The sequence below is a fragment of the Roseococcus pinisoli genome, from assembly GCF_018413645.1.
Classification (GTDB): Bacteria; Pseudomonadota; Alphaproteobacteria; order Acetobacterales; family Acetobacteraceae; genus Roseococcus; species Roseococcus pinisoli.
Genome location: NZ_JAHCDA010000001.1, coordinates 1533422 through 1554732, shown reverse-complemented (window position 1 = coordinate 1554732; position 21311 = coordinate 1533422). Strand labels below are relative to the sequence as shown.

The window sequence follows — 21311 nt, the reverse complement described above, 5'->3', positions numbered from 1 at the left end:
GCATGACTTGCAAGTATTGACCGACGACTGATCTCCTGGCCTCTCCGCCGTCTCCGAGAGGCCAGCATGGCGCCACCGTCGCCCTCCGCGTCGATCCTGCCGTTTTCCCGGCCGGAAGCGGCCCTGCCGCCTCTCCATCTTTCCCCTCCCCATCTGACAGGCGCCGAGCTCGAGGCACTGCAGGACGTCCTGGCTTCCGGCTGGCTGGCGCCGGCAGGGCCGACGCCCCTGCGCTTCGAGGCCGCCGTCGCCGAGGCGATGCGGCAGCCGCACGCACTGGCCGTCAGCTCCGGCACCGCGGCGCTGGGCCTCAGCTACCGCCTGCTCGGCGTGGAGCCGGGCGACGAGGTCTGGACCAGCAGCCTCACCTTCCTCGCGACCATCGGCCCGGCCGTGCAGATGGGCGCGACGCCCCGCTTCCTCGACGTCGACCCGACGAGCTGGACGCTCGATCCAGCCCTGCTGGCCGAGGAGCTGGCGGCGGCGGCCCGGCGCGGCCGACTGCCGCGGGCGGTGGTGCCGGCCGACCTCTACGGCCAGCCGGCGGACATCGCCGCCATCGCCGAGGCCTGCGCCCGCTGGGGCGTGCGCGTGCTCTCGGACAGCGCCTGCGGGATGGGCGCGCTCCAGCACGGGTGGCCGGCTGGCCATGGCGCCGATCTCGTCGCGGTCAGCTTCAACGGCAACAAGATCGTCACCTCGACCGGCGGCGGGGCCCTGCTGGCGCCTGACGGCGCGGCGATCGCCCGGGCTCGGCACCTCGCCACCCAGGCGAAGGAACCCGCCCCGCACTACCAGCACGAGACGACGGGCTTCAGCTGCGGGCTGAGCGCCCTCCTCGCCGGCTTCGGCCTGGCGCAGCTTCCCTGCCTGGAGGAGCGCGTCTCGGCCCGGCGCGCGATCTTCGCGCGCTATGCCGGGGCGCTCGGTGCGCTTCCCGGCCTCTCCTTCATGCCGGAGCCCGGCTGGGCGCGATCGACACGCTGGCTCACGGCGATGCTGGTCGATCCGCGGCGCTTCGGCGCGGATCGCGAGGCCCTCCGCCTCGCCCTGCTCGAGCAGGGCATCGAGAGCCGGCCGGTGTGGAAGCCGCTGCATCTGCAGCCCGTCTTCCGCCAGGCCCCCGCCGTGGGAGGCGCGGTCGCCGCCGCGCTGTTCGAGCAGGGACTCTGCCTGCCCTCCGGCAGCGCGATGACGGTGGAACAGCAGGACCGCGTCATCGCGACCATCCGCGCCCTGCACCGAGGCTAGCGGAGGGGCAGATGGCGCGCATCCTCTATCTCCACCAGCATTTCTCCACCCCGGAGGGGGCGACCGCCACCCGCAGCCACACCATGGCGCGGGCCCTCGCCCAGCGCGGCCATGAGGTGACGATGGCCTGCGGGCAATTCGCCGGCGCCGTCACCGGCCTGACTGGCCCCTGGCGGCGAGGCCAGCGCCGCGGCCACGTCGCGGGTTTCGAGCTGGTGGAGTTCGCGATCCCCTGCGGCAATGCGATGCGCCTCGCCGCACGGAGCGGCGCCTTCCTGCGCTTTGCCGCGCGTGCCGGCTGGCTGGCGGCACGCGCCGAATGGGATCTCGTGATCGCGAGTTCCACGCCGCTGACGGTCGCCCTTCCCGCCCTGGCCGCCCGGCGCCTGCGCGGCACGCCCTTCGTCTTCGAGATCCGCGATCCCTGGCCCGAACTGCCGGCGGCGCTGGGGCTGCGTGCGCCGGGGCTGCTGCCCGCAATGGAACGCCTGGCCCGCGCGGCCTGCCGGAACGCGGCGGCCGTGGTGGCCCTGACCGAGGGGATGGGCGCCACCGCCCTCTCCCGCGGCACGCCGCCCGGCCGCCTGCACGTCATCGGCCAGGGCTGCGACCTCGACCTGATGGGCCCGCAGGTCGCGCCCTGGCGGCCGGAGGAGGCGGGCGGCCAGGAGATGCTGGCCGTCTATGCCGGTGCCCATGGCCGCGCCAACGGCCTGGACTTCCTTCTCGACGTGGCGGTCCGCCTGCGACAGGCGGGGGAGCGTCGGGTCCGGCTCCTTCTCATTGGCGAGGGCGCGGAGAAACCGGCGCTGATGGCCGAGGCCGCGGCGCGGGGCCTGACCAATCTCTCCTTCCTGCCGCCCATGCCCAAGCACGCGCTGGCCCGGCTTCTCGCCGGCAGCCAAGCGGGGCTGCTCTGCCTCGCCCCGGTGCCGGAATTCGCCGAATGGACGGCGCCGAACAAGCTGATGGACTACCTCGCCGCCGGGCTGCCCGTCCTGTCGAACGTCCCGGGCGAGGCGGAGCGCCTGCTGGCCGGGGGCGCCGGCGAGACCTGGACGGACGCCGCCGGCATGGCCGCCGCCCTCACCCGCCTCGCAGCCCATCCCGCCCGTCGCGAGGCGATGGGCCGGGCCGCACGGGAGCTCGCCACCTGCCGCTTCGACCGCCGCCTCCTGGCCGCCCGCTTCGTGGCTGCGGCCGAGCGCGCCCTTGCCGAAAGCGCGCCGGCCCGCCGCCCGGCGATCGCATGATCCTGATGCTCTCGGCCGCCCATCCGCCCGACGACATGCGCGTCGTCCGGAAGGAGGGCGCGTCGCTGGCGGCGGCGGGCTGGCCGGTCACGCATCTCTGCCCCGGCCCCGGCGGCCTCCTTCCGCCGGTCGCGGGCGTGGCCATCGAGACGGTGTCCGGCGCCGTGCGTCTTGGGCGGCTTCCCGCCCTCTACCGCCGCGCCGTGGCCCTGCGGCCGGCGGCCATCCATGCCTCCGAGCCGGATTCCTGGGCCGTCGCGCTGCTGGCCGGCTGGCGTTGCGGCGCCCGCGTGGTGCTGGACGTCCATGAGCACTATCCCTCGCGCCTCGACGCCCGGCTGGCACGGCCGCTGCGCGGCCTGGCCCGCGGCGCCCTGCGCCTCGCCCTCCGCCTCATGGGCCGGGCGGCCGATGCGGTGGTCCTGGCCAAGGAAGGGCTGGCGGAGGATTTTTCCCCGCGCCGGCCGCGCATCGCCGTGCGCAACCACGCCCTGGTCCCGCCCGGTCTTCCCCGCCGCGAGCATCGGGAAGGGCCCCTCACCCTGCTGCATCTCGGCGCGATCGGCGTGAAGCGGGGCTGGCCGCAGCTGCTGGCGGCCCTGACCCTGGCGCCGCCGCAGACGCGACTGCTGATCATCGGCCGCTTCACGGATGGCAGCGAGCCGGCCTTCCGCGCCGCGGCGGAGCGGGCGGGGCTGACCGCCCGCCTCGAGATCGCCGGCTGGATGCCCGCCGAGGCGGCGCTTGCCCGCGCGGCGGCAGAGGCCGACGTGAACCTCGTCCTTTTCCAGCCCGGCGAGGAGAATCATCGCCTCGCCCTCCCCCACAAGCTCTTCGACGGGATGGCGATCGGTCTTTCCGCCATCGCGCCCGCCTTCGCGACCGGGGTGGCGCGGATCGTGCAAACCGCCGGCTGCGGCCTGTTGGTGGAGGTGACGGAGCCCGCCTCCATCGCGGCCGCCATCGCCACCCTCGCCGACCGGGCAACGCGGGCGCGTCTCGGGGAGGCCGGCTGGCGGGCGGCGCGGGCGGAATGGGGCTGGGAGGCCGAGGCGGCGCGGCTGGTCGGGCTGTACCGCGACCTGCTGCGCCCCGGGGAAAGGGCACCGTCTCCCACCCGGCATTTCAGCGCGGCGGCAGAGCGTTTATAAGCGGAGGATGGCCAAGGCCCCGTCCCGAATCCTGCTGAACCTCTCGCTCGACGCGGCGCTCGCCGTCATCGCGCTTCCGGTGGCCCTTCTCCTGGCTGGGCCAGGGAACTGGCCGCATGGCGCCTGGTGGAGCCTCGCCATCCCCCTCTCCGCCCTGTCCATGCTGGGCCCGGCCTGGGCGCTGGGCCTGCCGCAGCAATACTGGCGCTATACCGGCGTGCGCGACCTGATGGCCGTCCTCGGCGCGTCGATCGGCGCGGCGGTGGTCTTCACGGCGGTGCTCTGGGCGCTGGACAGCTGGCATTCGCCCAACCTCGCCTTTCCCATCCTGCATGCCATGGCGCTGACGGGCCTGCTCGGCATCCCGCGGCTGAACGGCCGCCTGCGCACCATCCGCCGCATCGCGGAGGAGACGGGCGCCCAGCCGGTCCTCGTGGTGGGCGGCGTCGACCAGGCCGACCTCTTCATCCGCGCGCTTGAGCAGGAGCGGAAGCCCGCCTATCGCGTGCAGGGCATCCTGTCCCGCCGCTCGCGCCAGGTGGCCCGGCGCATCCAGGGCCATCCCATCCTCGGCACGATCGAGGAGGCGGATGCCGTGCTGGAGACCCTGCGCAACGAGGGCCGCCTGCCCGCGCTGCTGGTGCTGGCCTCGGCCGATCTCAACGGCCCCGTGCTGGAGGCGCTGCTGGATGCCGGCGACCATCACGGCGTGCCCATCCGGCGCGCGCCCCAGCCGACCGTGCTCGGCCAGGCCGGCCGGCCGCAGGACACGGCCAAGATCGACCTCCGCCCCGTCTCCATCGAGGAGCTGCTGGACCGCCCGCAGGTGCCGCTCGACCGCGAGGGCATGGCGCGGCTGGTGCAGGGCCGCCGCGTGCTGGTGACCGGCGCCGGCGGCACCATCGGCGGCGAGCTGGCGCGGCAGGTGGCCGCACTCGGCCCCTCGGTGCTGACGCTGCTCGATCACGGCGAATACGTGCTCTACGAGATCGACCTCGAGCTGTCGGAGCGACACCCGGCCGTCCAGCGCCGCGCCGTCCTGGCCGATGTGCGCGACGAGGCACGCATGCGCCGCCTGATGGAGGAGTTCCGGCCGGAGCTCGTCTTCCACGCCGCCGCGCTGAAGCACGTACCGATGGTGGAGAACGACCCGCTGGAGGGCCTGCTCACCAATGCGCACGGCACCCGCATCGTGGCCGACACGGCGCGCGCCGCCGGCTGCGGGCTGATGGTCTTCATCTCGACCGACAAGGCGGTGAATCCGACCAGCGTCATGGGCGCCTCCAAGCGCATGGCGGAGATGTACTGCCAGGCGCTGGACCGCGAGGCGCGCTCCTCCGGCCAGGGCATGCGCTGCATCACCGTGCGTTTCGGCAATGTGCTGGGCTCGACCGGCTCCGTGGTGCCGCTGTTCCGCCGGCAGCTGGAGCGCGGCGGGCCGCTGACCGTCACCCATCCCGACATGCGCCGCTACTTCATGACGGTGCGCGAGGCGGTGGGGCTGGTGCTGCAGGCCGCCGTGGTCGGCGCCGTGGACCGTGCCGACGCGCCGCCCGAGCTGCGCGAGGGCGGCATCTTCGTGCTCGACATGGGCAGCCCGGTGAAGATCGTGGATCTGGCGCGCCGCATGATCCGCCTGGCGGGCCTGCGGCCGGACGAGGATGTGGAGATCCGCTTCACGGGCCTTCGCCCCGGCGAGAAGCTGTTCGAGGAGATGTTCCACGGGCAGGAGCCCCCGCGCCCGACGCAGTTCCCCGGCCTGCTGGTCGCGACGCCCCGCACGGCCGACGCCGCGCTGGTGGCGCGGGCGCTGGACGAGATCGCCGGTGCGGCCCGCGGCGGGCATGGCCGGCTGGCCCTGGCGCAGCTTTCCCGCCTCGTGCCGGAATTCGACCACCAGGACGCGGCCACCGTCGCGCAAAAGAGCGGGGCCTGACGGCGGCAGTTCCGCCACCAGGCCCACGCCCTGCACGGGAAGCTCCCGTCAGTGGTGGTTCACCTTCATCTGACGATCGACCTTGTCCGCGACGATCTGCGCCGTCGCGGCGGATAGCGTCCAGCCCAGATGGCCATGCCCCGTATTGTAGAACACGCCGGGGCGCCGGCCCGCTTCCACCTTGGGCATGAGGTTGGGCGTCATGGGCCGCAGGCCCGCCCAGGACACGACGCGCGCCGTGCTGACCTCCGGGAAGAGCTGCTCCACCCATCGGGTGAGCGGCCTGATCCGATCGGCGCGGATGTCGCGGTTCTCGCCGTTGAACTCCGCGGTGCCGGCCACGCGGAACCGGTCGGCGCCCAGGCGGCTGGTGACGATCTTGGTCGCATCGTCCAGCAGACTCACCTGGGGTGCCGCCGCCCTGCTCGCCTCGTCGTCGAGGTGAACGGTGATGGAGTATCCCTTGACCGGATAGATGTTGATGCGGTCGCCGAGCAGGGAGGCGAAGCGGCGGCTGGCCACGCCCGCGCAGATCACCACCGCATCGACCTGCAGCTTCTCGTCGTGAAGCCCCGCCGTCCGGTAGGCCACCGAGATGCCGTCGCTCCCATGGTCGATGGCGTCGACTTCCGCCTCGAAGAGGAAGCGCGCGCCGCGCCGGGCGCAGGCTTCGGCCAGGCCGCGCGTGAAGCGATGGATGTCGCCCGTGGAATCGGAAGGCGTGTAGAAGCCGCCGAAATATTCGCCCTGCAGCGCGGGCTCGATCTCCCGCATCTCCTGCGGCGTCACGGCCCGCCGGTCGAGCCCGCCTTCGCGCAGCAGCTCGTTCACCCGCGCGGCGGCCTCGAAGCTTTCCCGGTCGCGGTAGATGTGAAGGATGCCGCGGCGCTCGAGGTCGAACTCGATGCCCTCCTTGCGCACGATCTCGAACATGTGCTCGCGGGAGGCGATGGCCAGGCGCGTCGTGGCGACGGTGTTGTCGCGATAATGCGGGATCTGCGCCGCGAACTCGCCGAGCCAGGAGTATTTGTGCAGGCTCGGGCTGGGATTCAGGAGCAGCGGCGCATCGCGGCGCGTCATCCAGCTCAGCCCCTTCCGGATGGTGCCGAGGCTGTTCCACACCTCCGCATTGCTCGCCGAGAGCTGGCCGCCATTGGCGAAGCTGGTCTCCATCGCGGCGTAGCGATGCCGGTCGAGGACCGTGACGGAATGGCCCCGCTCCAGCAGGGCATAGGCGGTGGTCGTGCCGGTGATACCGGACCCGATGATGGCGATCTTGCTCACAGGCGAGCTCCAGGCTGGGGTGAGACAGCACGGCCCGCACGCGAGTGCGCCAATCCGTCCTGCCCCCATCTGTCCCGGTACCTGAGAGCGTAGCCCTGCCTTCGCGGAGAAGGCCGGGCGTCCCCTTCGGTGGGCACCACGCGGTGCCTCTCTCCAGATCGTCCTGAGTTTGTGGTCCCTGAAGCCTGAGAGTTTCCTGGGGGTTGCTCCGTCGGCGGTGCGCGGCCCGTCCGGCCCCGCACACTCTCCCACAAACCATTAGCGGACGGACCGAGCAGAGCATCGATTCGCCGGCCGCACAACCGGCGAAAAAAGAGCTGGCTCAGGCCGCCACGTGCACCCCTGGCCGCCGCCCGTGGTTCCACTTGCCGTCCAGCGCGCGCTCGATCTGCGCGGCCAGCTGCAGCAGCAGCCCGTCCTGCCCCTGCGCGCCGATCGCCTGGATGCCGAAGGGCAACCCATGCGCCTGCTCGCCCATCGGCATCGAGAGGCCCGGGATGCCGGCCAGGTTGCACAGCGGCGTATAGGCGAAGATGCCCCAGAGGTTGGCGAACCAGTCCAGCACGGAAGGGTTGTCGGCGATGGTCAGGTATTCCGTCGTGCCGACGGTGGGCGTGGGCTTCGCGGTGATGGGCGTCAGGATGACGTCCCATTCCTCGAAGAAGGCGCCGAACTCGCGCGAGGCGGTGTTGAAGCCCAGCTGCATCGCCGTGCGCTCGGAATAGGAGGCGCCGATCCCGAACTCCCAGATGCGCCGGTTCATGCGCTCCACCAGCTCGGCCGGCGGCTTCTCCAACCCCTTCTGGCGCATCAGCGCGGCGATGGTCTGCGCGAAATTGGTGATGTAGCAGGCGGTCTGCGCCGCGAAGGCCGCACGGAAATCGACCCGCGGCACCGCCCATTCGACGTGATGGCCGAGGCGCTCCAGCAGCCGCCCCGCCTTCTCCAGCTCGGCGACGAGCTCCGGCGCGGCGCGGTAGTCGCCCCATTCGTGGGAGAGCGCGATGCGCAGCTTCCCCGGATCGCGCTTGATCAGCTGGGTGTAGGGCTCAGGCGTCGTCCAATAGGGCATGAATTCGCCCGGCGCGCCGCCGCGGCAGGCATCCACGAAGGCGGCCGTGTCGCGCACCGTGCGCGTGTGGCAGCCCTGGATGGAGACCACGCCGGTGAGGTCCGACCCGTAGGGCGCGACGGAGAAGACGCCGCGCGAGGGCTTCAGCCCGATATTGCCGTTCCAGCCGGCGGGGATGCGGATGGAGCCGCCGCCATCGGTGGCATGCGAGATCGGCGTCACGCCCGCGGCCACCAGCGCGCCCGATCCGGCCGAGGAGCCACCCGTGGTGTAGCCCGTGTTCCACGGGTTGCGCGTGACATAGACCTCGGGATTGTCGGCCGACGAGCAGGTGCCGAATTCCGGCGTCGTGCTGCGGCCGATGATGTTGAGCCCGGCCTTGCGGATACGCCCGGCCAGAAAGCTGTCCGCCGTCGCGCGGTTCCCGCGCATGAGCTTGGAGCCCATCTCCTGCAGGCGCCCCTTCAGCGTGGGGCCCAGGTCCTTCATGAAATAGGGAACGCCGGCGAAGACGCCCGCGGGGTCCATCCCATCCTTCAGCGGATCGGCGACGACGTCCTGGAAGACCTCGACCACCGCGCTCAACGCCGGGTCGACCTTCGCGGCGCCGGCCGCGGCCTGGGCGGCCAGTTCGGCCGGGGTGACCTCCCCCTTGCGGACACGTTCCGCGAGGGCGGTGGCATCATGCCGCGCCCATTCGTCCCAACTCATCGCCAGGTTCATTTCCGAGCCCCTCTGTCCGTCCCTGGGCGAAGCCTAGGCCCGGGGGTCAGGGGGTCAAGGCGTGTCGGGCGTCCAGGCGGAGGGGGCCGCGAAGGCGCGCAGCAGCAGGTCGGTCGCGCCATCCACCTCGGCGGCGATCGCTTCCTCCGAGGGCGCCGGCACCAGCCCGAGCGCGACCTTGATGTAGAGGTCCCCGCGCAGCAGGGCGATGAATTGCGGGGCCACCTTGGCGGGGTCGAAATTCTGCCGCAGCCGCCCGCGGCGCTGCTCCTCGGCGATCCACTGGGCGATCAGCGAGAGGCCGAGCGCAGGGCCGGACCGGAAGAAGGCCCGGGCCAGGTCGGGGAAGCGGGTGCCCTCGGCCAGGACGGTGCGATAGGTGCCGAGGGCCTGCGGGCTGATGAGGAAGCGCAGCCAGAAGTCGATCTGCCGGCGGAGGCATTCGGCCAGCGGCGCGTCATGGTCGCTCACGATGCGGCTATGCCCCACCATGGAGGCGCAGCGCTCGGACACCACGGCGCCGAAGAGCGCGTCCTTCCCCGAGAAATAGGCGTAGAGCGTCGCCTTCGAGACGCCCGCCTCCCGCGCGACGGTATCCATGGAGACGGCGGCGAAGCCCTCACTCAGGAAAAGCCGGCCGGCGGCGTCCAGGACCTGACGGCGTTTCGGTGAGATCTCGGGGGTGATGTCCATCTGGGCGCTCATGGCACCTTTATGGACATGGCGTAGACCTAATTTCAAGACCATACTGAACCGTACAGTTTACCCTTGACGCCAGCCCTGGATTTCGCCATCTCCCTGGACACGAACTGAACGGTTTAGTCCGATGAACGCGGAAACTTCTGTCACCACGGACGAGGCGCGGCAGTCCAAGGCGGACGAAGGCAAGAAGCCTTCCCTCTTCCGCCGGCTCCGCCCCCTCCTGATCCTTGTCGTCCTCCTGGGGGCCGCGCTCGGCGGCAACTGGTGGTTCCGCGTGGGGCGCCACATGGAATCCACCGACAACGCCTATGTGCAGGGCGACATCGTGCAGCTGGGCGCCCGCATCGAGGGCGATGTCGCCGCCATCCTCGTCGCCGACAACCAGCGCGTGGAGGAAGGCCAGCCCCTGATCCAGCTGGAGGACCGCGACTGGCGCGCCCGCCGCGACGCGGCCGCGGCCGCCCTCGCCCAGGCCGAGGCCGGCATCACCACCGGCCGCGCGCAGATCGAGCAGCAGCGCGCGCAGATCACCTCCGCCGAGGCCCAGATCGCCCAGGCCGATGCCGAGCGCGTCCGCGCCACCGCCGATTCCACCCGCTACGGCTCCCTGGCCCAGTCGGGCTTCGGCAGCCGCGAGAATGCCGAGCGTACGCTTGCCGACCGCCGCAAGGCCGAGGCCAATGTCGCCTCCGCCCAGGCCTCGGCCGCCGCGGCCCAGGCAGCGCTGCCCGTGCTGGAAGGCCAGCTCGCCACCGCCGAGGGGCGCCGGGCGGAAGCCACGGCGCAGCTCGCCCTCGCGGAGAGCAACCTCGCCTACACGGTCATCCGCGCGCCCTTCTCCGGCATCGTCGGCAACCGCTCCGCCCAGGTCGGCGCCCATGTGCGGCCGGGCCAGAACCTGATCGCCGTGGCGCCCCCGCCGGAACGGCAATGGGTGGTGGCCAACTTCAAGGAGACGCAGCTCCACCGCATGCGTCCCGGCCAGCCCGTGACCCTGTCCCTGGATGTGGGCGGCGAGCTGCATGGCCATGTGGAGAGCCTGGCGCCCGCGACCGGCGCGCTGTTCAGCCTGCTGCCGCCCGAGAACGCCACCGGCAACTTCACGAAGATCGTGCAGCGCGTGCCGGTGCGCATCGCCCTCAACCCGGGCCAGGACCCCGCGCTGCTGCGCCCTGGCCTCTCGGTCGAGGCGCGGGTGGACATGCGGGCCGACCCCTCGGCACCGAGCAGCCTCCTGGGTGCCGCCGCCGCGACCATCGGCCTTCGTTAGACGCGACCGGCCGCCGAATGACTGAAGCCGGGAAGCGTCCCTTCAGCGTCTGAACCCACCGGAAGGAGGGCGGCTCATGTCCGCCACCACCATGGGCGCCTCTTCGGCGCCCGACGTCCCCGCGGTCTCGCGGAAGCAGTTCCTCGGCTTCATGGTGATGGTGCTAGGGATGTTCATGGCGATCCTGGACATCCAGATCGTCTCCGCCAGCATCTCCGAGATCCAGGCCGGCCTGGCCGCCAGCCCGGACGAGGCCTCCTGGATCCAGACCTCCTACCTGATCGCGGAGATCGTCATGATCCCGCTGTCGGGCTTCCTGTCCCGGCTGCTGTCGACGCGGGTGCTCTTCACCCTCTCGGCCGTGGGCTTCACCATCTTCTCCTTCGCCTGCGCCACGGCGACCTCGCTGGAGCTGATGATCGCCTTCCGTGCGGCACAGGGCTTCCTGGGCGGCGCGATGATCCCGACCGTCTTCGCGACGGCCTTCAGCCTCTTCCCCGGCAAGCAGCGCGTGCGCATCTCGGTGCTGATCGGCCTGACGGCGACAATGGCGCCCACCATCGGGCCGACGCTGGGCGGCGTGCTGACCGAGACCTTCTCCTGGCATTGGCTGTTCCTGATCAACGTGCCGGTGGGCATCCTTGTCGCCACGGTGGTCTGGGCCACGATGGACATCGACAAGGGCGACCGCCGGCTGCTGGCCCATTTCGACTGGTGGGGCCTTGCCTTCATGGCGATCTTCCTGGGCAGCCTCGAATACGTGATGGAGGAAGGCCCGCGCTGGGAATGGCTGGAGGACGAGACCATCGCCCTCTTCGCCCTGATCGGCACGGTATCGGCGGTGCTGTTCTTCTGGCGCGCCTTCACGCGGCCGGAACCGATCGTCGACCTGCGCGCCTATACCGACCGGAACTTCGCCGTCGGCAGCCTCCTCGCCTTCCTGCTCGGCATCGGCCTCTACGGCTCGGTCTATCTGATCCCGCTCTTCCTCGCCCGGGTGCGCGGCTTCAACAGCCTGCAGATCGGCGAGACGATGTTCGTCACCGGGCTCGCCATGTTCATCGCCGCGCCGGTCGTGGGGCAGATGGCGCAGCGGATGGACATCCGCATCGTGCTGGCCGCGGGCCTCGCCGTCATGAGCTACGCGCTGTGGCTGACGGCGGAGCTCACCGTGCTCTCGGGCTTCCCGGAGATGTGGTTCGCGCTCGGCCTGCGCGGCGTGGGCACGATGATGGTGATGGTGCCGGTGAACCAGATCGCGCTCGGTACCCTGCCGCCGGCGCGGCTGAAGAACGCTTCCGGCCTCTACAACCTCATGCGCAACCTCGGCGGCGCGGTGGGGCTCGCCATGATCAACACGCTGGTGACGGATCGCGGCGCCGCCCACCGCCTGCACATGGCCGAGCAGGTGAGCTCGGGCCGCATCGCCGCGACACAATGGTACGACAACCTCGTCACCGCGCTGACGCCGCGGCTGGGCGAGGCGCAGGCCCAGCTCGCGGCGTTGCGGCGCCTGTCGCTGATGGTGGAGCAGCAGGCCCTGGTGCTGGCCTATAACGACGTGCTGCTGGTGATGTGCGGGCTCTTCGCCGCGGCGATCCCGCTGGCGATGCTGCTGCGCAAGCCCAAGCCCGGCGGCGGGGGCGGCGCCCACTGAGCGGGCCGGCGGAAACCTGACCTTGCCATGATGGGGCGGGTCCGGCGGGGCCTGCCCTTTCGCGGCGCCCATGGCATAAGCGCGCCGCAACTGTTCCCGGCCCTCGACTTCCCATGATCCGCCTCGACAACATCAGCAAGCAGAACGGCCAGCAGCTCCTCTTCATCGAGGCCTCGGCAAGCCTCCAGAAGGGCGAGAAGATCGGCCTGGTCGGGCCGAACGGCGCCGGCAAATCCACGCTCTTCCGGATGATCACGGCGCAGGAGGTGCCCGATGAGGGCCAGGTCCTGGTCGATCGCGGCATCAGCGTCGGCTTCTTCAGCCAGGATGTGGGCGAGATGTCGGGCCGCAGCGCCGTGGCCGAGGTCATGGACGGCGCCGGCGACGTCAGCACCGTGGCGGCCGAGCTGGCCGAGCTCGAGGCCGCGCTGGCCGATCCGGACCGCATGGACGAGATGGAGAGCCTCATCGAGCGCTTCGGCGAGGTGCAGGGCCGCTTCGAGGATCTCGGCGGCTATGCGCTGGAGGGCAAGGCGCGGGAGGTCCTCGCCGGCCTGAGCTTCAGCCAGGAGATGATGGACGGCGACGTCAGCAACCTCTCGGGAGGCTGGAAGATGCGCGTGGCCCTGGCCCGCATCCTGCTGATGCGCCCTGACGTCATGCTGCTCGACGAACCCTCCAACCACCTCGACCTTGAAAGCCTGATCTGGCTGGAGCAGTTCCTGACCGGCTACGAGGGCGCGCTCATGCTCACCTCGCACGACCGCGAGTTCATGAACCGCATCATCAACAAGGTGATCGAGATCGACGGCGGCGGGCTGACCTCCTTCTCCGGCGACTATGAGTTCTACGAGCAGCAGCGCGCCATGAATGAGGCGCAGCAGCAGGCGCAGTTCGAGCGCCAGCAGGCGATGCTGGCGAAGGAGATCAAGTTCATCGAGCGCTTCAAGGCGCGCGCCTCGCACGCCGCCCAGGTGCAGAGCCGGGTGAAGAAGCTCGACAAGATCGAGCGCGTGGAGCCGCCGAAGCGCCGCCAGGCGGTCTCCTTCGAATTTGCCCCTGCCCCGCGCTCGGGCGAGGACGTCGTGAACCTGAAGGGCGTCCACAAGCGCTACGGCCAGCGCGTGATCTATGAAGGACTGGACCTGCTGGTCCGCCGGCGGGAGCGCTGCGCCGTGCTGGGCGTGAACGGTGCCGGCAAGTCCACCCTGCTGAAGCTGGTGACGGGCTCGACCGAGCCCGACGAGGGCAGCGTCACCCTCGGCGGCAGCGTGCGGATGGGCTATTTCGCCCAGCACGCCATGGAGCTGCTGGAGGGCAACCAGACCGTCTTCGAGGCGCTGGAATCCTCCTTCCCGCGGGCCAATCAGGGCTCGCTGCGCTCGCTCGCCGGCTGCTTCGGCTTCTCCGGCGACGAGGTGGAGAAGCGCTGCCGCGTGCTCTCGGGCGGCGAGAAGGCGCGGCTGGTCATGGCGAAGATGCTCTACGACCCACCGAACTTCCTCGTGCTCGACGAGCCGACCAACCACCTGGACATGGCCACCAAGGAAATGCTCATCGCGGCCCTGGCGCAGTACGAGGGCACCATGCTCTTCGTGTCGCACGATCGTCACTTCCTGGCCGCCCTGTCCAACCGGGTGCTGGAGCTGACGCCCGAGGGCATCCATCAGTATGGCGGCGGTTACACGGAATATGTCGCGCGCACGGGCCAGGAGGCCCCCGGCCTGCGGAGCTGAGCCCTTCGTAGCGATTCGTCACACAGGTTGAAACGGGCGGGGCTTGATCCCGTCCGCGCCCTGGCTCACTCAACATCCATGACCGATCAGACCCGCCCCATCGCGCTCTTCGACATGCAGGCCCAGCAGGCGCTGATCCGGCCCGAGCTGGATCGCCGGATCGCGCATGTCCTCTCCTCCGGCCGCTTCATCAACGGCCCCGAGGTCGCCGAGCTGGAACAGCGCCTGGCCGAATTCGCCGGCTGCGCCCATGCCGTCGGCGTCTCCTCCGGCACGGATGCGCTGCAGATCGCCATGATGGCCGAGGGCATCGGCCGCGGCGACGCGGTCTTCCTGCCCGCCTTCACCTACACCGCCACCGCCGAGGTGCCGCTGGTGCTGGGCGCCACCCCCGTCTTCGTCGACGTGGATCCCGAGACCTTCAACATCGACCTCGCCGACCTCGAGCGCCGGATCGAGCTCGTCATCAAGGAGGGCAAGCTGAAGCCCCGCGCCATCGTCGGCGTGGACCTCTTCGGCCTGCCGGCAGACTGGCCCGCGCTCAACGCCATCGCGAAGAAGCACGGCATGGTCACGGTGGACGACGCGGCCCAGGCCTTCGGCGCTTTTCTGCATGGCAAGTCGCTCGGCTGCCACGCCGATGTGACGACGCTGAGCTTCTACCCGACCAAGACGCTGGGCTGCTACGGCGACGGCGGCGCCATGCTGACCGAGAGCGCGGAGAAGGCCGAGCTCTACCGCTCGCTCCGCACCCATGGCGAGGGCGGCGGCCGCTACGAGGTGCTGCGCACCGGCATGAACGGCCGGCTCGACACGCTCCAGGCCGCCATCCTGCTGTGCAAGATGGACCTCTTCGCGCAGGAGCTGAAGGACCGCGCCAAGGTCGCCGCCTGGTACGGCGCGCGGCTGACCGGCAAGGTCGCGCTGCAGCGCGTCCCCAACGAGGCGCAGAGCGCCTGGGGCCTCTACACCATCCGCTGCACCGATGCCGACCAGCGCGCCCGCGTGCAGGCCGCGCTGAAGGCGGAAAGCATCCCCTTCGGCGTCTACTACCCCAAGCCCCTGCATCATCAGCCGGCCTATCAGGGCGCCCATGCGGCGGGCCTCTCGGCCGCTCCGGCCCTGACGGTCAGCGAGGCGCTCTGCCACCAGGTGATGTCTCTGCCGATGCACCCCTACCTCACCGAGGCGGAGGTGGAGCGGGTCTGCGCGGCGGTCCTCGGCGCCCTTTAAGGCGCCTCCGGTCGGCTGAGGCCGGGTAAGGGCGCCCGGAAAAAGCGCCAGCGGCGGCGCAACTAACCATTGCCTGCGGGGCGGGGGAGCGGTTCCATGGGACCGCCCTCGTGGAGTTCCGCCACATGCGCCGTCGATCCCTCCTCGCCGCCTCCGCCGCCGCGCCCGCCCTCTGGACCGCGCGGCCAGCCCATGCCGAAGCCGAACCGGTGGATGTGCTGCTGGTCCTCGCCGTCGATGTCAGCCGCTCGATCGACGAGGACGAGGCCCGGCTGCAGCGCGAGGGCTACCGCAATGCCGTGAGCGACCCGCGCGTGGTGGAGGTGATCCGCCGCGGCATGATCGGCGCCATCGGCCTCGCCTATGTCGAATGGGCCGGCTTCGAATATCAGCGGCTGATCCTGCCCTGGACGCGCATCGCCGGCCAGCGGGAGGCCGAGGCCTGGGCCTCCGCCCTGGCCGAGGCGCCGCGCGCCTCGCTGTCCTGGACCTCCCTCTCCGGCGGGATCGACTTCTCGCGTCGCGTGATGGCCGAGGCGCCCTTCGAAGGCGGGCGCCGCATCATCGACGTCTCGGGCGACGGCGTGAACAATTCCGGCCGCCCGGCCAGCGCGGCGCGCGACGAGGCGGTGGCCGAGGGCATCGTCATCAATGGCCTGCCCATCGTGAACGACCGCCCGACCTTCGGCCGCGTGCCCTCCATCCCGCTGGACGAGTACTTCCAGCAGAACGTCATCGGCGGCGAAGGCGCCTTCATGATCGTCGCCGAGGATTTCGAGGCCTTCGGCACGGCCGTCCGCCGCAAGCTGATCCGCGAGATCGCCTGACCGCCGCTTCCCGGCCCCTGGCCCTGCCCCCTGGCCCTGCCCCCTGGCATTCCAGGGAAATCGGCGCGATAGAACCTGCTCAGATCTGGCGGGAATGGAACGGCATGGCCGAGAAGCGGACGATCCTGGGCGCGGTGCAGGCGACGGCGGCGCTGATGGCGCGCATGGCCGAGGACCAGGCCATGATCGAGGCAGCCACCCGCGCGGCCGAGCTCTGCATCGCCGCGCTGCGCGCCGGCCGGAAGGTGATGATCTGCGGCAATGGCGGCAGCGCCGCTGACGCCCAGCATTGGGCCGGCGAGCTGGTCAGCCGCTTCTACTATGACCGCCCCGGCCTGCCGGCGATCGCCCTGACCACGGACAGCTCCATCCTCACCGCCATCGGCAACGACTATGGCTATGAGCGCGTCTTCTCCCGCCAGGTGGAGGCGCTGGGCGTGGAGGGCGACGTGCTCTTCGGCCTCACCACCTCCGGCGCCTCGCCCAATATCCTGGCGGCGATGAAGGCGGCCAAGGAGCGCGGCATCACCTGCGTGGGCTTCACCGGGAACGGCCCGCGCGCCGCGGTGCTCGCGGAGCATTGCGACGTGACCGTGATGGTCCCGAGCCCCTCCACCCCCTCGATCCAGGAGGGCCACGAAGTGCTGGGCCACGCGATCTGCGCGATGATCGAGGAAGCGATCTTCCCGAAGGAAGCCTGATGCTGCCCCAGGAGGCCCCCACGGAAGCCATCGTCCTGGCAGGGGGCTTCGGCACCCGGCTGCGCAGCGTGGTCAGCGACGTCCCCAAGCCGCTCGCGCCCGTGGCCGGCCGGCCCTTCCTCGCCTGGCTGCTCGACGCGCTGCAGCGCGGCGGGCTGCGCCGCGTGGTGCTGGCGACGGGCTATCTCGGCGAGATGGTGGAGGCCGCCATCGGTTCGCGCCACGGCACGCTCGACATCGCCTATGTGCGGGAGGAGCAGCCGCTCGGCACCGGCGGCTCGCTCTGGGCGGCAATGGCCGCGACCAGCGGCGATCGCGTCTTCGCGCTGAACGGCGATACCTGGCAGGGCGCGAATTACGCGGCGATGGCGCGCTCGGCGCCGGAGGCCGACCTGGTCTTCGCGGTGCGCCCCGTCGAGGACCGCGCGCGCTACGGAAGCGTGTTGCTTGAGGAAGGCCGGCTGGTGGGCCTGCGCGAGAAGGGTGAGCACGGGCCCGGGCTGGTGAATTCCGGCATCTACCTGATCCGGCGGGAACTCCTGGCGAAGCGCCCCCTCGAGGGCGCATTCTCCTTCGAGAAGGAGATCCTGGAGAGGCCCGAAGGGCTCGATATCCGTGGCTTCGAGGTGGATGGGCGCTTCATCGATATCGGCACGCCCGAGGATTTTTCCCGCGCGCAGACCGCGCTGCCGGAGTGGTCCGCCCGGGCATGACGCGCCGGAAGGCATCCGGATGGGTGGGGCGCCTCTTCACGCGGCGCCCTCTCGTCTCGGTCATCCTCCCCTCCTTCAACCACGCCCCCTTCGTCGCCGAGGCGGTCGGCAGCGTCCTCGGTCAGAGCCTGCGGGAGCTTGAGCTCATCGTGGTGGACGATGCCTCGACGGATGCGACGCCCGACATCGTGGCCTCGCTGAAGGACCCTCGGCTGCGGCTCCTGCGCCTCGAGGCCAATCGTGCCGTCCATCCGCGCAACCTCGCCCTTTCCCTGGCGCAGGGGCGCTACATCGCCTTCCAGAATTCCGACGACGTCTGGCAACCGGACAAGATCGAAAAGCAGGTCGAGGCGATGGAGGCCGGGGATGCCCCATCGGTCTGCTTCACGGAAACCGCCCTCATCGGCGCCGACAGCCGGCCGCTGACGGGGAGCTGGGCCGACAACATCTTCCAGAGCGCGGAACGCTCTGCGGAGGAGTGGCTCCGGCGCTTCTTCGATGTCGGCAACTGCCTCGCCATCACCTCGGCCATGGTCCGGCGCACGGATCTGCTCGCTCTCTGCGGCTTTCGCGCCAGCCTCATCCAGCTCGGCGATTTCGACCTCTGGATCCGCATGGCCGCCCTCGGCCATTTCCGTACCCTGCCCGAGGCCCTGACCCAGTACCGGATCCTGGATAGCAACCTCAGCGCGCCCTCCACGGCGGCAGCCCTGCGGGGGCAGATGGAGCTCGCGCAGATCCTGGAGCGCTACATCGCCTCGCCGATCCTGGAACGCCTGCCGAACATCTTTCCCGACATTCCCGCCGATACGGCGCCCGGGGCGCGCAAGATTGCCCTGGCCCTGCGCGCCATCGCCTCTCAGGGCAGCGGCCATGCCCTCTTCGCCGATCGCACGATCGCCGCGGTCCTCGACAGCGCGCAGGAGCGTGCCGAAGCCGTGGCGCATCATGGGACGGGCTTCCTCCATGACTTCATCGCCCGCCGGGGGCGGAGCGAGTTCCGGATCCATCCCCATGCCTGACCTGCAGCACTCCCTTCTCGCCTGGATCGCGGAGGTCGTGGAGCGCGACGCCGGCCAGGTCGAGGAGATCGCCCTCTCCCAGTCCAGCGCCTGGTCGCTGCGCGAAGGCGCCCTTCGCCACGAGACGGGGCGCTACTTCAACGTGGTCGGCCTCGAATGGGTGAAAGCCGGCGAGATCCGGCAGGCCCCCTTCATCGAGCAGCGCGAGGTCGGCACGCTCGGCCTCATCGCCCGTCCCGGCAGGTCAGGCCTGGACTTCCTGATGCATGCCAAGGCCGAACCCGGAAATGTCGGCGGCGTGCAGCTCGCACCGACGTGCCAGGCCACGGCCAGCAACGCCGATCGCGTGCATGGCGGCACCCCGCCGCCCTTCTCGCGGGAATTCCTGGGCGCGAAGGAGGGTATCCTTGCCGATTCCCTCCAGAGCGAGCAGGGCTCGCGCTTCCTAGGAAAACGCAATCGCAACGTCCTGCTTCTCGCGCCCGATTGGGAGGACGATCCCGGCCCGCTCCACCGCTGGATTTCTTTCGCGGTGCTGCGTGACCTGCTGGCGCAGGACTTCCTGGTCAACACGGATGCCCGCTCGGTGCTGTGCACCAGCGACTGGCCGACGCTGGCGGGACGAGCGCCCTTTCCCGGCGAGGACCGCTTCTCGCGCGAGCTATGTGCTTCCTTCCATGCCCCGGTCCGCTCCGGCGTGCTGGAGGAGGTCTTCTCGGCGCTGGAGCGGGCACGCGCGGCGAGCCCCGCACCGCGTCCCGTCCCCGTCGACGCCATGGCCGGCTTCGGCTTCGACCTCGAAAGCCAGCCAGTGATGAGTGACGGCGCCGTTGCCGTCCGGCAGATCAGGGTTCGCTCCCGCACGCGGGAGGTCGCCGAATGGGACCAACCCATCCTGGACCTGGCCGCGCCGCAGCTTCTCGATCTGCCCTGCCGCCGCCAGGAGGGGCTGTTGCTCTTCGGCTATCGTCCCTGCTGGGAGCCCGGCCTGCTGGCCGGCGCCGAGCTGGCGCCCGGGTCTGCAGGCACGCTGGATGGCACGGTCAGGCTCGAGGTGCGGCAATCGGACGAAGGCGGCCGCTTCCATCGCGACATCGCAACCTACCGCGTGCTGGATCTCGGCACGGCCGAACCGGAAGAGGGAATGCTCTGGCTCACCCTCGCCGAGGTGCACGCGCTGATGCCCCGAGGGGTGTTCAACAACGAGGCCCGGAGCGCCACCTCGCTGCTGCTGAGCCTGGCCTGATCGCGGGGCGGCCGGCCGATGGCCGCCGCCCGCGATCCTGCCGTCTCAGCGATCCACTTCCTCGATCACGAGACCGAAAGCGCCGGCGCCCTCGGAAAGCAGGTCGCCCAGGCCTTCCAGCCCGGCCAGGTAGGTGCTGGCATCGCCCTTCACGTTGCGTTCGGTGGCGAGCTTCACCGCCTCCTCCCACTCCTCGGGCTCGTAGTCGCCGCGGCCGACCCAGGCGAGGGCGATGAGCGCGACCTGCTGCTCCTCGTTCAGCTCGTCGATGTAGTCGGTGAGCATCTCCTCGGAGATCTCCTCGTCCTCATCGTCGTCCAGATCCTCGTCGTCATCGTCGTCGCCGAGGGCGGCCTCCTCGGCCTCCTGAACGGCATTGGCGAGGTCCACGACGGTGGCGACGATCTCCAGGCTAATGCCGAGATCGACCTCGTCACCGTCATCTTCAGGTTCTGCCATCACTTCCGCCTTTCTCGTCTCGGCACGGGCCCATCGGCACGTCGCGCAAACGCGGAATGCCGGCACGCGTTGCAGGGCGCAAGCCGCCCCGCATGGATTTCCGCGATCTGTTCCGGCGGGCGGAGTCTGAACCTCCGCCGTGCGCCGCTGCAAGCCCGATCAGCTGTCCCAGGCAGGCGCGAAATCGGGATTCACGAAGCGCTTGTCCTTGGGCAAAGCGGAGATCGCCTCCAGGTCCGTCTCGCTGAGCTTCAGCTGCGCGGCGGCCAGATTCTCCGCCTGGCGCTCAGTGCCGCGCGCCTTGGGAATCGCCGCCACCAGCTCCTTCGAGAGCAGCCAGGCCAGGGCCACCTGGCCCGGCGTCGCGTCGTGCTCCTCGGCGATCCGCTTCATCACCGGATGCTCCAGCACCTCGCCCCGGCCGAGCGGCGTGTAGCTGGTCAGCACGATGCCCGCGGGCTGCGTGACGTCGAGCAGCTTCTGCTGGCCCAGCATCACATGCTGCTCCACCTGGTTGCAGGCGATGGGCGCGATGCCGAGGGCGAGGGCCTGCTTCAGCAGGGCAGACGGGAAGTTCGCCACGCCTACCGCATGGGCCAGCCCGTCCTGCCTGATCTTCGCCATCGCCGTCAGGACCGAGGGCAGGTCCAGCTCGGGCGAGGGCCAATGGATGAGCAGCAGGTTCACATAGGGCTGTTTCAGCCGCGTCAGCGACTCTTCGAAGGCGGCGCGGAAGGCCGGGCCGTTCGGCTTGTCCCACCAGACTTTGGTGGTGAGGAAGATCTCGCCGCGCGGGATAGGGGTTTGGGCCAGGGCGGCGCCCACGGCCTCCTCGTTGCCGTACATCTCGGCCGTGTCGATATGGCGGTAGCCCATGGCGAGCGCGGTGCCGACCGCTTCTTCGCAGTCGGCGCCCTTCAGCGGCCAGGTACCGAAACCGAGCGCCGGCATGGCCATGTGCTTGGTGGTGAGGATCGGAACGTTCATCCGTCGGCCGCTCTCCGTTGTGCACGGGAAGAGCAGGCCGATAAAGGGGCGGCGTCAACCGCCCCTGGATTCACCGCCCCGAGGGCCT

General features: G+C 70.6%; 18 protein-coding genes and 2 riboswitches. Of the genes, 13 read left to right on the top strand and 5 right to left on the bottom strand.

Annotated features, from left to right (window positions below):
* The first annotated feature begins 66 nt into the window (after nucleotides 1-66).
* Genes KHU32_RS07590 through KHU32_RS07575 form a run of 4 tightly spaced genes read left to right on the top strand, consistent with a single transcriptional unit; the run spans nucleotide 67 to nucleotide 5591 of the window.
* Entirely contained in the window at nucleotides 67-1251 is a 1185-nt protein-coding gene (locus tag KHU32_RS07590; protein ID WP_213669396.1) for a DegT/DnrJ/EryC1/StrS family aminotransferase, read from the top strand.
* An 11-nt stretch (nucleotides 1252-1262) separates the two neighbouring features.
* Nucleotides 1263-2504, top strand: coding sequence for a glycosyltransferase family 4 protein (locus tag KHU32_RS07585; RefSeq protein WP_213669395.1), 1242 nt, complete (start codon nucleotides 1263-1265; stop codon nucleotides 2502-2504).
* Nucleotides 2501-3655 (top strand): glycosyltransferase, encoded by a 1155-nt coding sequence (locus KHU32_RS07580; protein WP_213669394.1) that lies wholly within the window; start codon nucleotides 2501-2503, stop codon nucleotides 3653-3655. The genes KHU32_RS07585 and KHU32_RS07580 overlap by 4 nt, the downstream gene beginning before the upstream one ends.
* Nucleotides 3656-3662: 7 nt before the next feature.
* Nucleotides 3663-5591: a polysaccharide biosynthesis protein gene (locus tag KHU32_RS07575; protein WP_213669393.1), complete on the top strand. Its 1929-nt coding sequence runs from the start codon at nucleotides 3663-3665 to the stop codon at nucleotides 5589-5591.
* 48 nt (nucleotides 5592-5639) lie between these two features.
* Here KHU32_RS07575 and KHU32_RS07570 read toward each other — a convergent pair whose 3' ends face one another.
* From KHU32_RS07570 to KHU32_RS07560, 3 genes are all read right to left on the bottom strand, one after another.
* Nucleotides 5640-6875 carry a D-amino acid dehydrogenase gene (locus KHU32_RS07570; RefSeq protein ID WP_347265516.1) on the bottom strand — a complete coding sequence of 412 codons (1236 nt, stop codon included), beginning with the start codon at nucleotides 6873-6875 and terminating at the stop codon, nucleotides 5640-5642.
* Between the two features lie 67 nt (nucleotides 6876-6942).
* Nucleotides 6943-7034: riboswitch (glycine riboswitch) on the bottom strand.
* A 3-nt stretch (nucleotides 7035-7037) separates the two neighbouring features.
* Nucleotides 7038-7136: riboswitch (glycine riboswitch) on the bottom strand.
* 61 nt (nucleotides 7137-7197) lie between these two features.
* A complete protein-coding gene (locus KHU32_RS07565) occupies nucleotides 7198-8658 on the bottom strand; it encodes an amidase (RefSeq protein WP_249680593.1) in 1461 nt (486 codons plus the stop codon).
* A gap of 66 nt (nucleotides 8659-8724) precedes the next feature.
* Complete coding sequence (locus KHU32_RS07560) at nucleotides 8725-9375, bottom strand: TetR/AcrR family transcriptional regulator (RefSeq protein WP_213669390.1); 651 nt, start codon at nucleotides 9373-9375, stop codon at nucleotides 8725-8727.
* A gap of 121 nt (nucleotides 9376-9496) precedes the next feature.
* Here KHU32_RS07560 and KHU32_RS07555 point away from each other — a divergent pair, with 121 nt between their 5' ends.
* The 9 genes from KHU32_RS07555 (at nucleotide 9497) to KHU32_RS07515 (ending at nucleotide 19777) form a co-directional block, all read left to right on the top strand.
* Entirely contained in the window at nucleotides 9497-10642 is a 1146-nt protein-coding gene (locus tag KHU32_RS07555) for an HlyD family secretion protein (protein ID WP_213669389.1), read from the top strand.
* 76 nt (nucleotides 10643-10718) lie between these two features.
* Complete coding sequence (locus tag KHU32_RS07550; protein WP_213669388.1) at nucleotides 10719-12299, top strand: DHA2 family efflux MFS transporter permease subunit; 1581 nt, start codon at nucleotides 10719-10721, stop codon at nucleotides 12297-12299.
* A 113-nt stretch (nucleotides 12300-12412) separates the two neighbouring features.
* Nucleotides 12413-14035 (top strand): ABC-F family ATP-binding cassette domain-containing protein, encoded by a 1623-nt coding sequence (locus KHU32_RS07545; protein WP_213669387.1) that lies wholly within the window; start codon nucleotides 12413-12415, stop codon nucleotides 14033-14035.
* A gap of 78 nt (nucleotides 14036-14113) precedes the next feature.
* Nucleotides 14114-15268, top strand: a complete 1155-nt coding sequence (locus KHU32_RS07540) for a DegT/DnrJ/EryC1/StrS family aminotransferase (protein WP_213669386.1) — start codon at nucleotides 14114-14116, stop codon at nucleotides 15266-15268.
* A 125-nt stretch (nucleotides 15269-15393) separates the two neighbouring features.
* A complete protein-coding gene (locus tag KHU32_RS07535; protein WP_213669385.1) occupies nucleotides 15394-16095 on the top strand; it encodes a DUF1194 domain-containing protein in 702 nt (233 codons plus the stop codon).
* Nucleotides 16096-16199: 104 nt separating this feature from the next.
* Nucleotides 16200-16796, top strand: coding sequence for a D-sedoheptulose 7-phosphate isomerase (locus KHU32_RS07530; protein ID WP_213669384.1), 597 nt, complete (start codon nucleotides 16200-16202; stop codon nucleotides 16794-16796).
* Complete coding sequence (locus tag KHU32_RS07525) at nucleotides 16796-17509, top strand: nucleotidyltransferase family protein (RefSeq protein WP_213669383.1); 714 nt, start codon at nucleotides 16796-16798, stop codon at nucleotides 17507-17509. Before KHU32_RS07530 ends, KHU32_RS07525 begins: the two co-directional genes overlap by 1 nt.
* Nucleotides 17506-18531, top strand: coding sequence for a glycosyltransferase family 2 protein (locus KHU32_RS07520; RefSeq protein ID WP_213669382.1), 1026 nt, complete (start codon nucleotides 17506-17508; stop codon nucleotides 18529-18531). Before KHU32_RS07525 ends, KHU32_RS07520 begins: the two co-directional genes overlap by 4 nt.
* Complete coding sequence (locus KHU32_RS07515; protein ID WP_213669381.1) at nucleotides 18524-19777, top strand: NDP-hexose 2,3-dehydratase family protein; 1254 nt, start codon at nucleotides 18524-18526, stop codon at nucleotides 19775-19777. Before KHU32_RS07520 ends, KHU32_RS07515 begins: the two co-directional genes overlap by 8 nt.
* Before the next feature lie 45 nt (nucleotides 19778-19822).
* On the opposite strand, the gene KHU32_RS07510 is transcribed toward KHU32_RS07515, so the two are convergent.
* Both KHU32_RS07510 and KHU32_RS07505 read right to left on the bottom strand, forming a co-directional pair.
* Nucleotides 19823-20236 carry a DUF3775 domain-containing protein gene (locus tag KHU32_RS07510; RefSeq protein WP_213669380.1) on the bottom strand — a complete coding sequence of 138 codons (414 nt, stop codon included), beginning with the start codon at nucleotides 20234-20236 and terminating at the stop codon, nucleotides 19823-19825.
* Between the two features lie 159 nt (nucleotides 20237-20395).
* Nucleotides 20396-21223 carry an aldo/keto reductase gene (locus tag KHU32_RS07505; RefSeq protein ID WP_213669379.1) on the bottom strand — a complete coding sequence of 276 codons (828 nt, stop codon included), beginning with the start codon at nucleotides 21221-21223 and terminating at the stop codon, nucleotides 20396-20398.
* Between the last annotated feature and the right edge of the window lie 88 nt (nucleotides 21224-21311).

Bases quoted from the DNA above. Each gene is read 5' to 3' on its own strand.
- KHU32_RS07580 (WP_213669394.1), top strand. From the start codon at position 2,501: ATGATCCTGATGCTCTCGGCCGCCCATCCGCCCGACGACATGCGCGTC.
- KHU32_RS07575 (WP_213669393.1), top strand. From the start codon at position 3,663: ATGGCCAAGGCCCCGTCCCGAATCCTGCTGAACCTCTCGCTCGACGCG.
- KHU32_RS07510 (WP_213669380.1), bottom strand. From the start codon at position 20,236: ATGGCAGAACCTGAAGATGACGGTGACGAGGTCGATCTCGGCATTAGC.
- KHU32_RS07550 (WP_213669388.1), top strand. From the start codon at position 10,719: ATGTCCGCCACCACCATGGGCGCCTCTTCGGCGCCCGACGTCCCCGCG.
- KHU32_RS07520 (WP_213669382.1), top strand. From the start codon at position 17,506: ATGACGCGCCGGAAGGCATCCGGATGGGTGGGGCGCCTCTTCACGCGG.
- KHU32_RS07560 (WP_213669390.1), bottom strand. From the start codon at position 9,375: ATGAGCGCCCAGATGGACATCACCCCCGAGATCTCACCGAAACGCCGT.
- KHU32_RS07515 (WP_213669381.1), top strand. From the start codon at position 18,524: ATGCCTGACCTGCAGCACTCCCTTCTCGCCTGGATCGCGGAGGTCGTG.
- KHU32_RS07535 (WP_213669385.1), top strand. From the start codon at position 15,394: ATGCGCCGTCGATCCCTCCTCGCCGCCTCCGCCGCCGCGCCCGCCCTC.
- KHU32_RS07505 (WP_213669379.1), bottom strand. From the start codon at position 21,223: ATGAACGTTCCGATCCTCACCACCAAGCACATGGCCATGCCGGCGCTC.
- KHU32_RS07590 (WP_213669396.1), top strand. From the start codon at position 67: ATGGCGCCACCGTCGCCCTCCGCGTCGATCCTGCCGTTTTCCCGGCCG.
- KHU32_RS07530 (WP_213669384.1), top strand. From the start codon at position 16,200: ATGGCCGAGAAGCGGACGATCCTGGGCGCGGTGCAGGCGACGGCGGCG.
- KHU32_RS07540 (WP_213669386.1), top strand. From the start codon at position 14,114: ATGACCGATCAGACCCGCCCCATCGCGCTCTTCGACATGCAGGCCCAG.
- KHU32_RS07585 (WP_213669395.1), top strand. From the start codon at position 1,263: ATGGCGCGCATCCTCTATCTCCACCAGCATTTCTCCACCCCGGAGGGG.
- KHU32_RS07525 (WP_213669383.1), top strand. From the start codon at position 16,796: ATGCTGCCCCAGGAGGCCCCCACGGAAGCCATCGTCCTGGCAGGGGGC.
- KHU32_RS07555 (WP_213669389.1), top strand. From the start codon at position 9,497: ATGAACGCGGAAACTTCTGTCACCACGGACGAGGCGCGGCAGTCCAAG.
- KHU32_RS07565 (WP_249680593.1), bottom strand. From the start codon at position 8,658: ATGAGTTGGGACGAATGGGCGCGGCATGATGCCACCGCCCTCGCGGAA.
- KHU32_RS07545 (WP_213669387.1), top strand. From the start codon at position 12,413: ATGATCCGCCTCGACAACATCAGCAAGCAGAACGGCCAGCAGCTCCTC.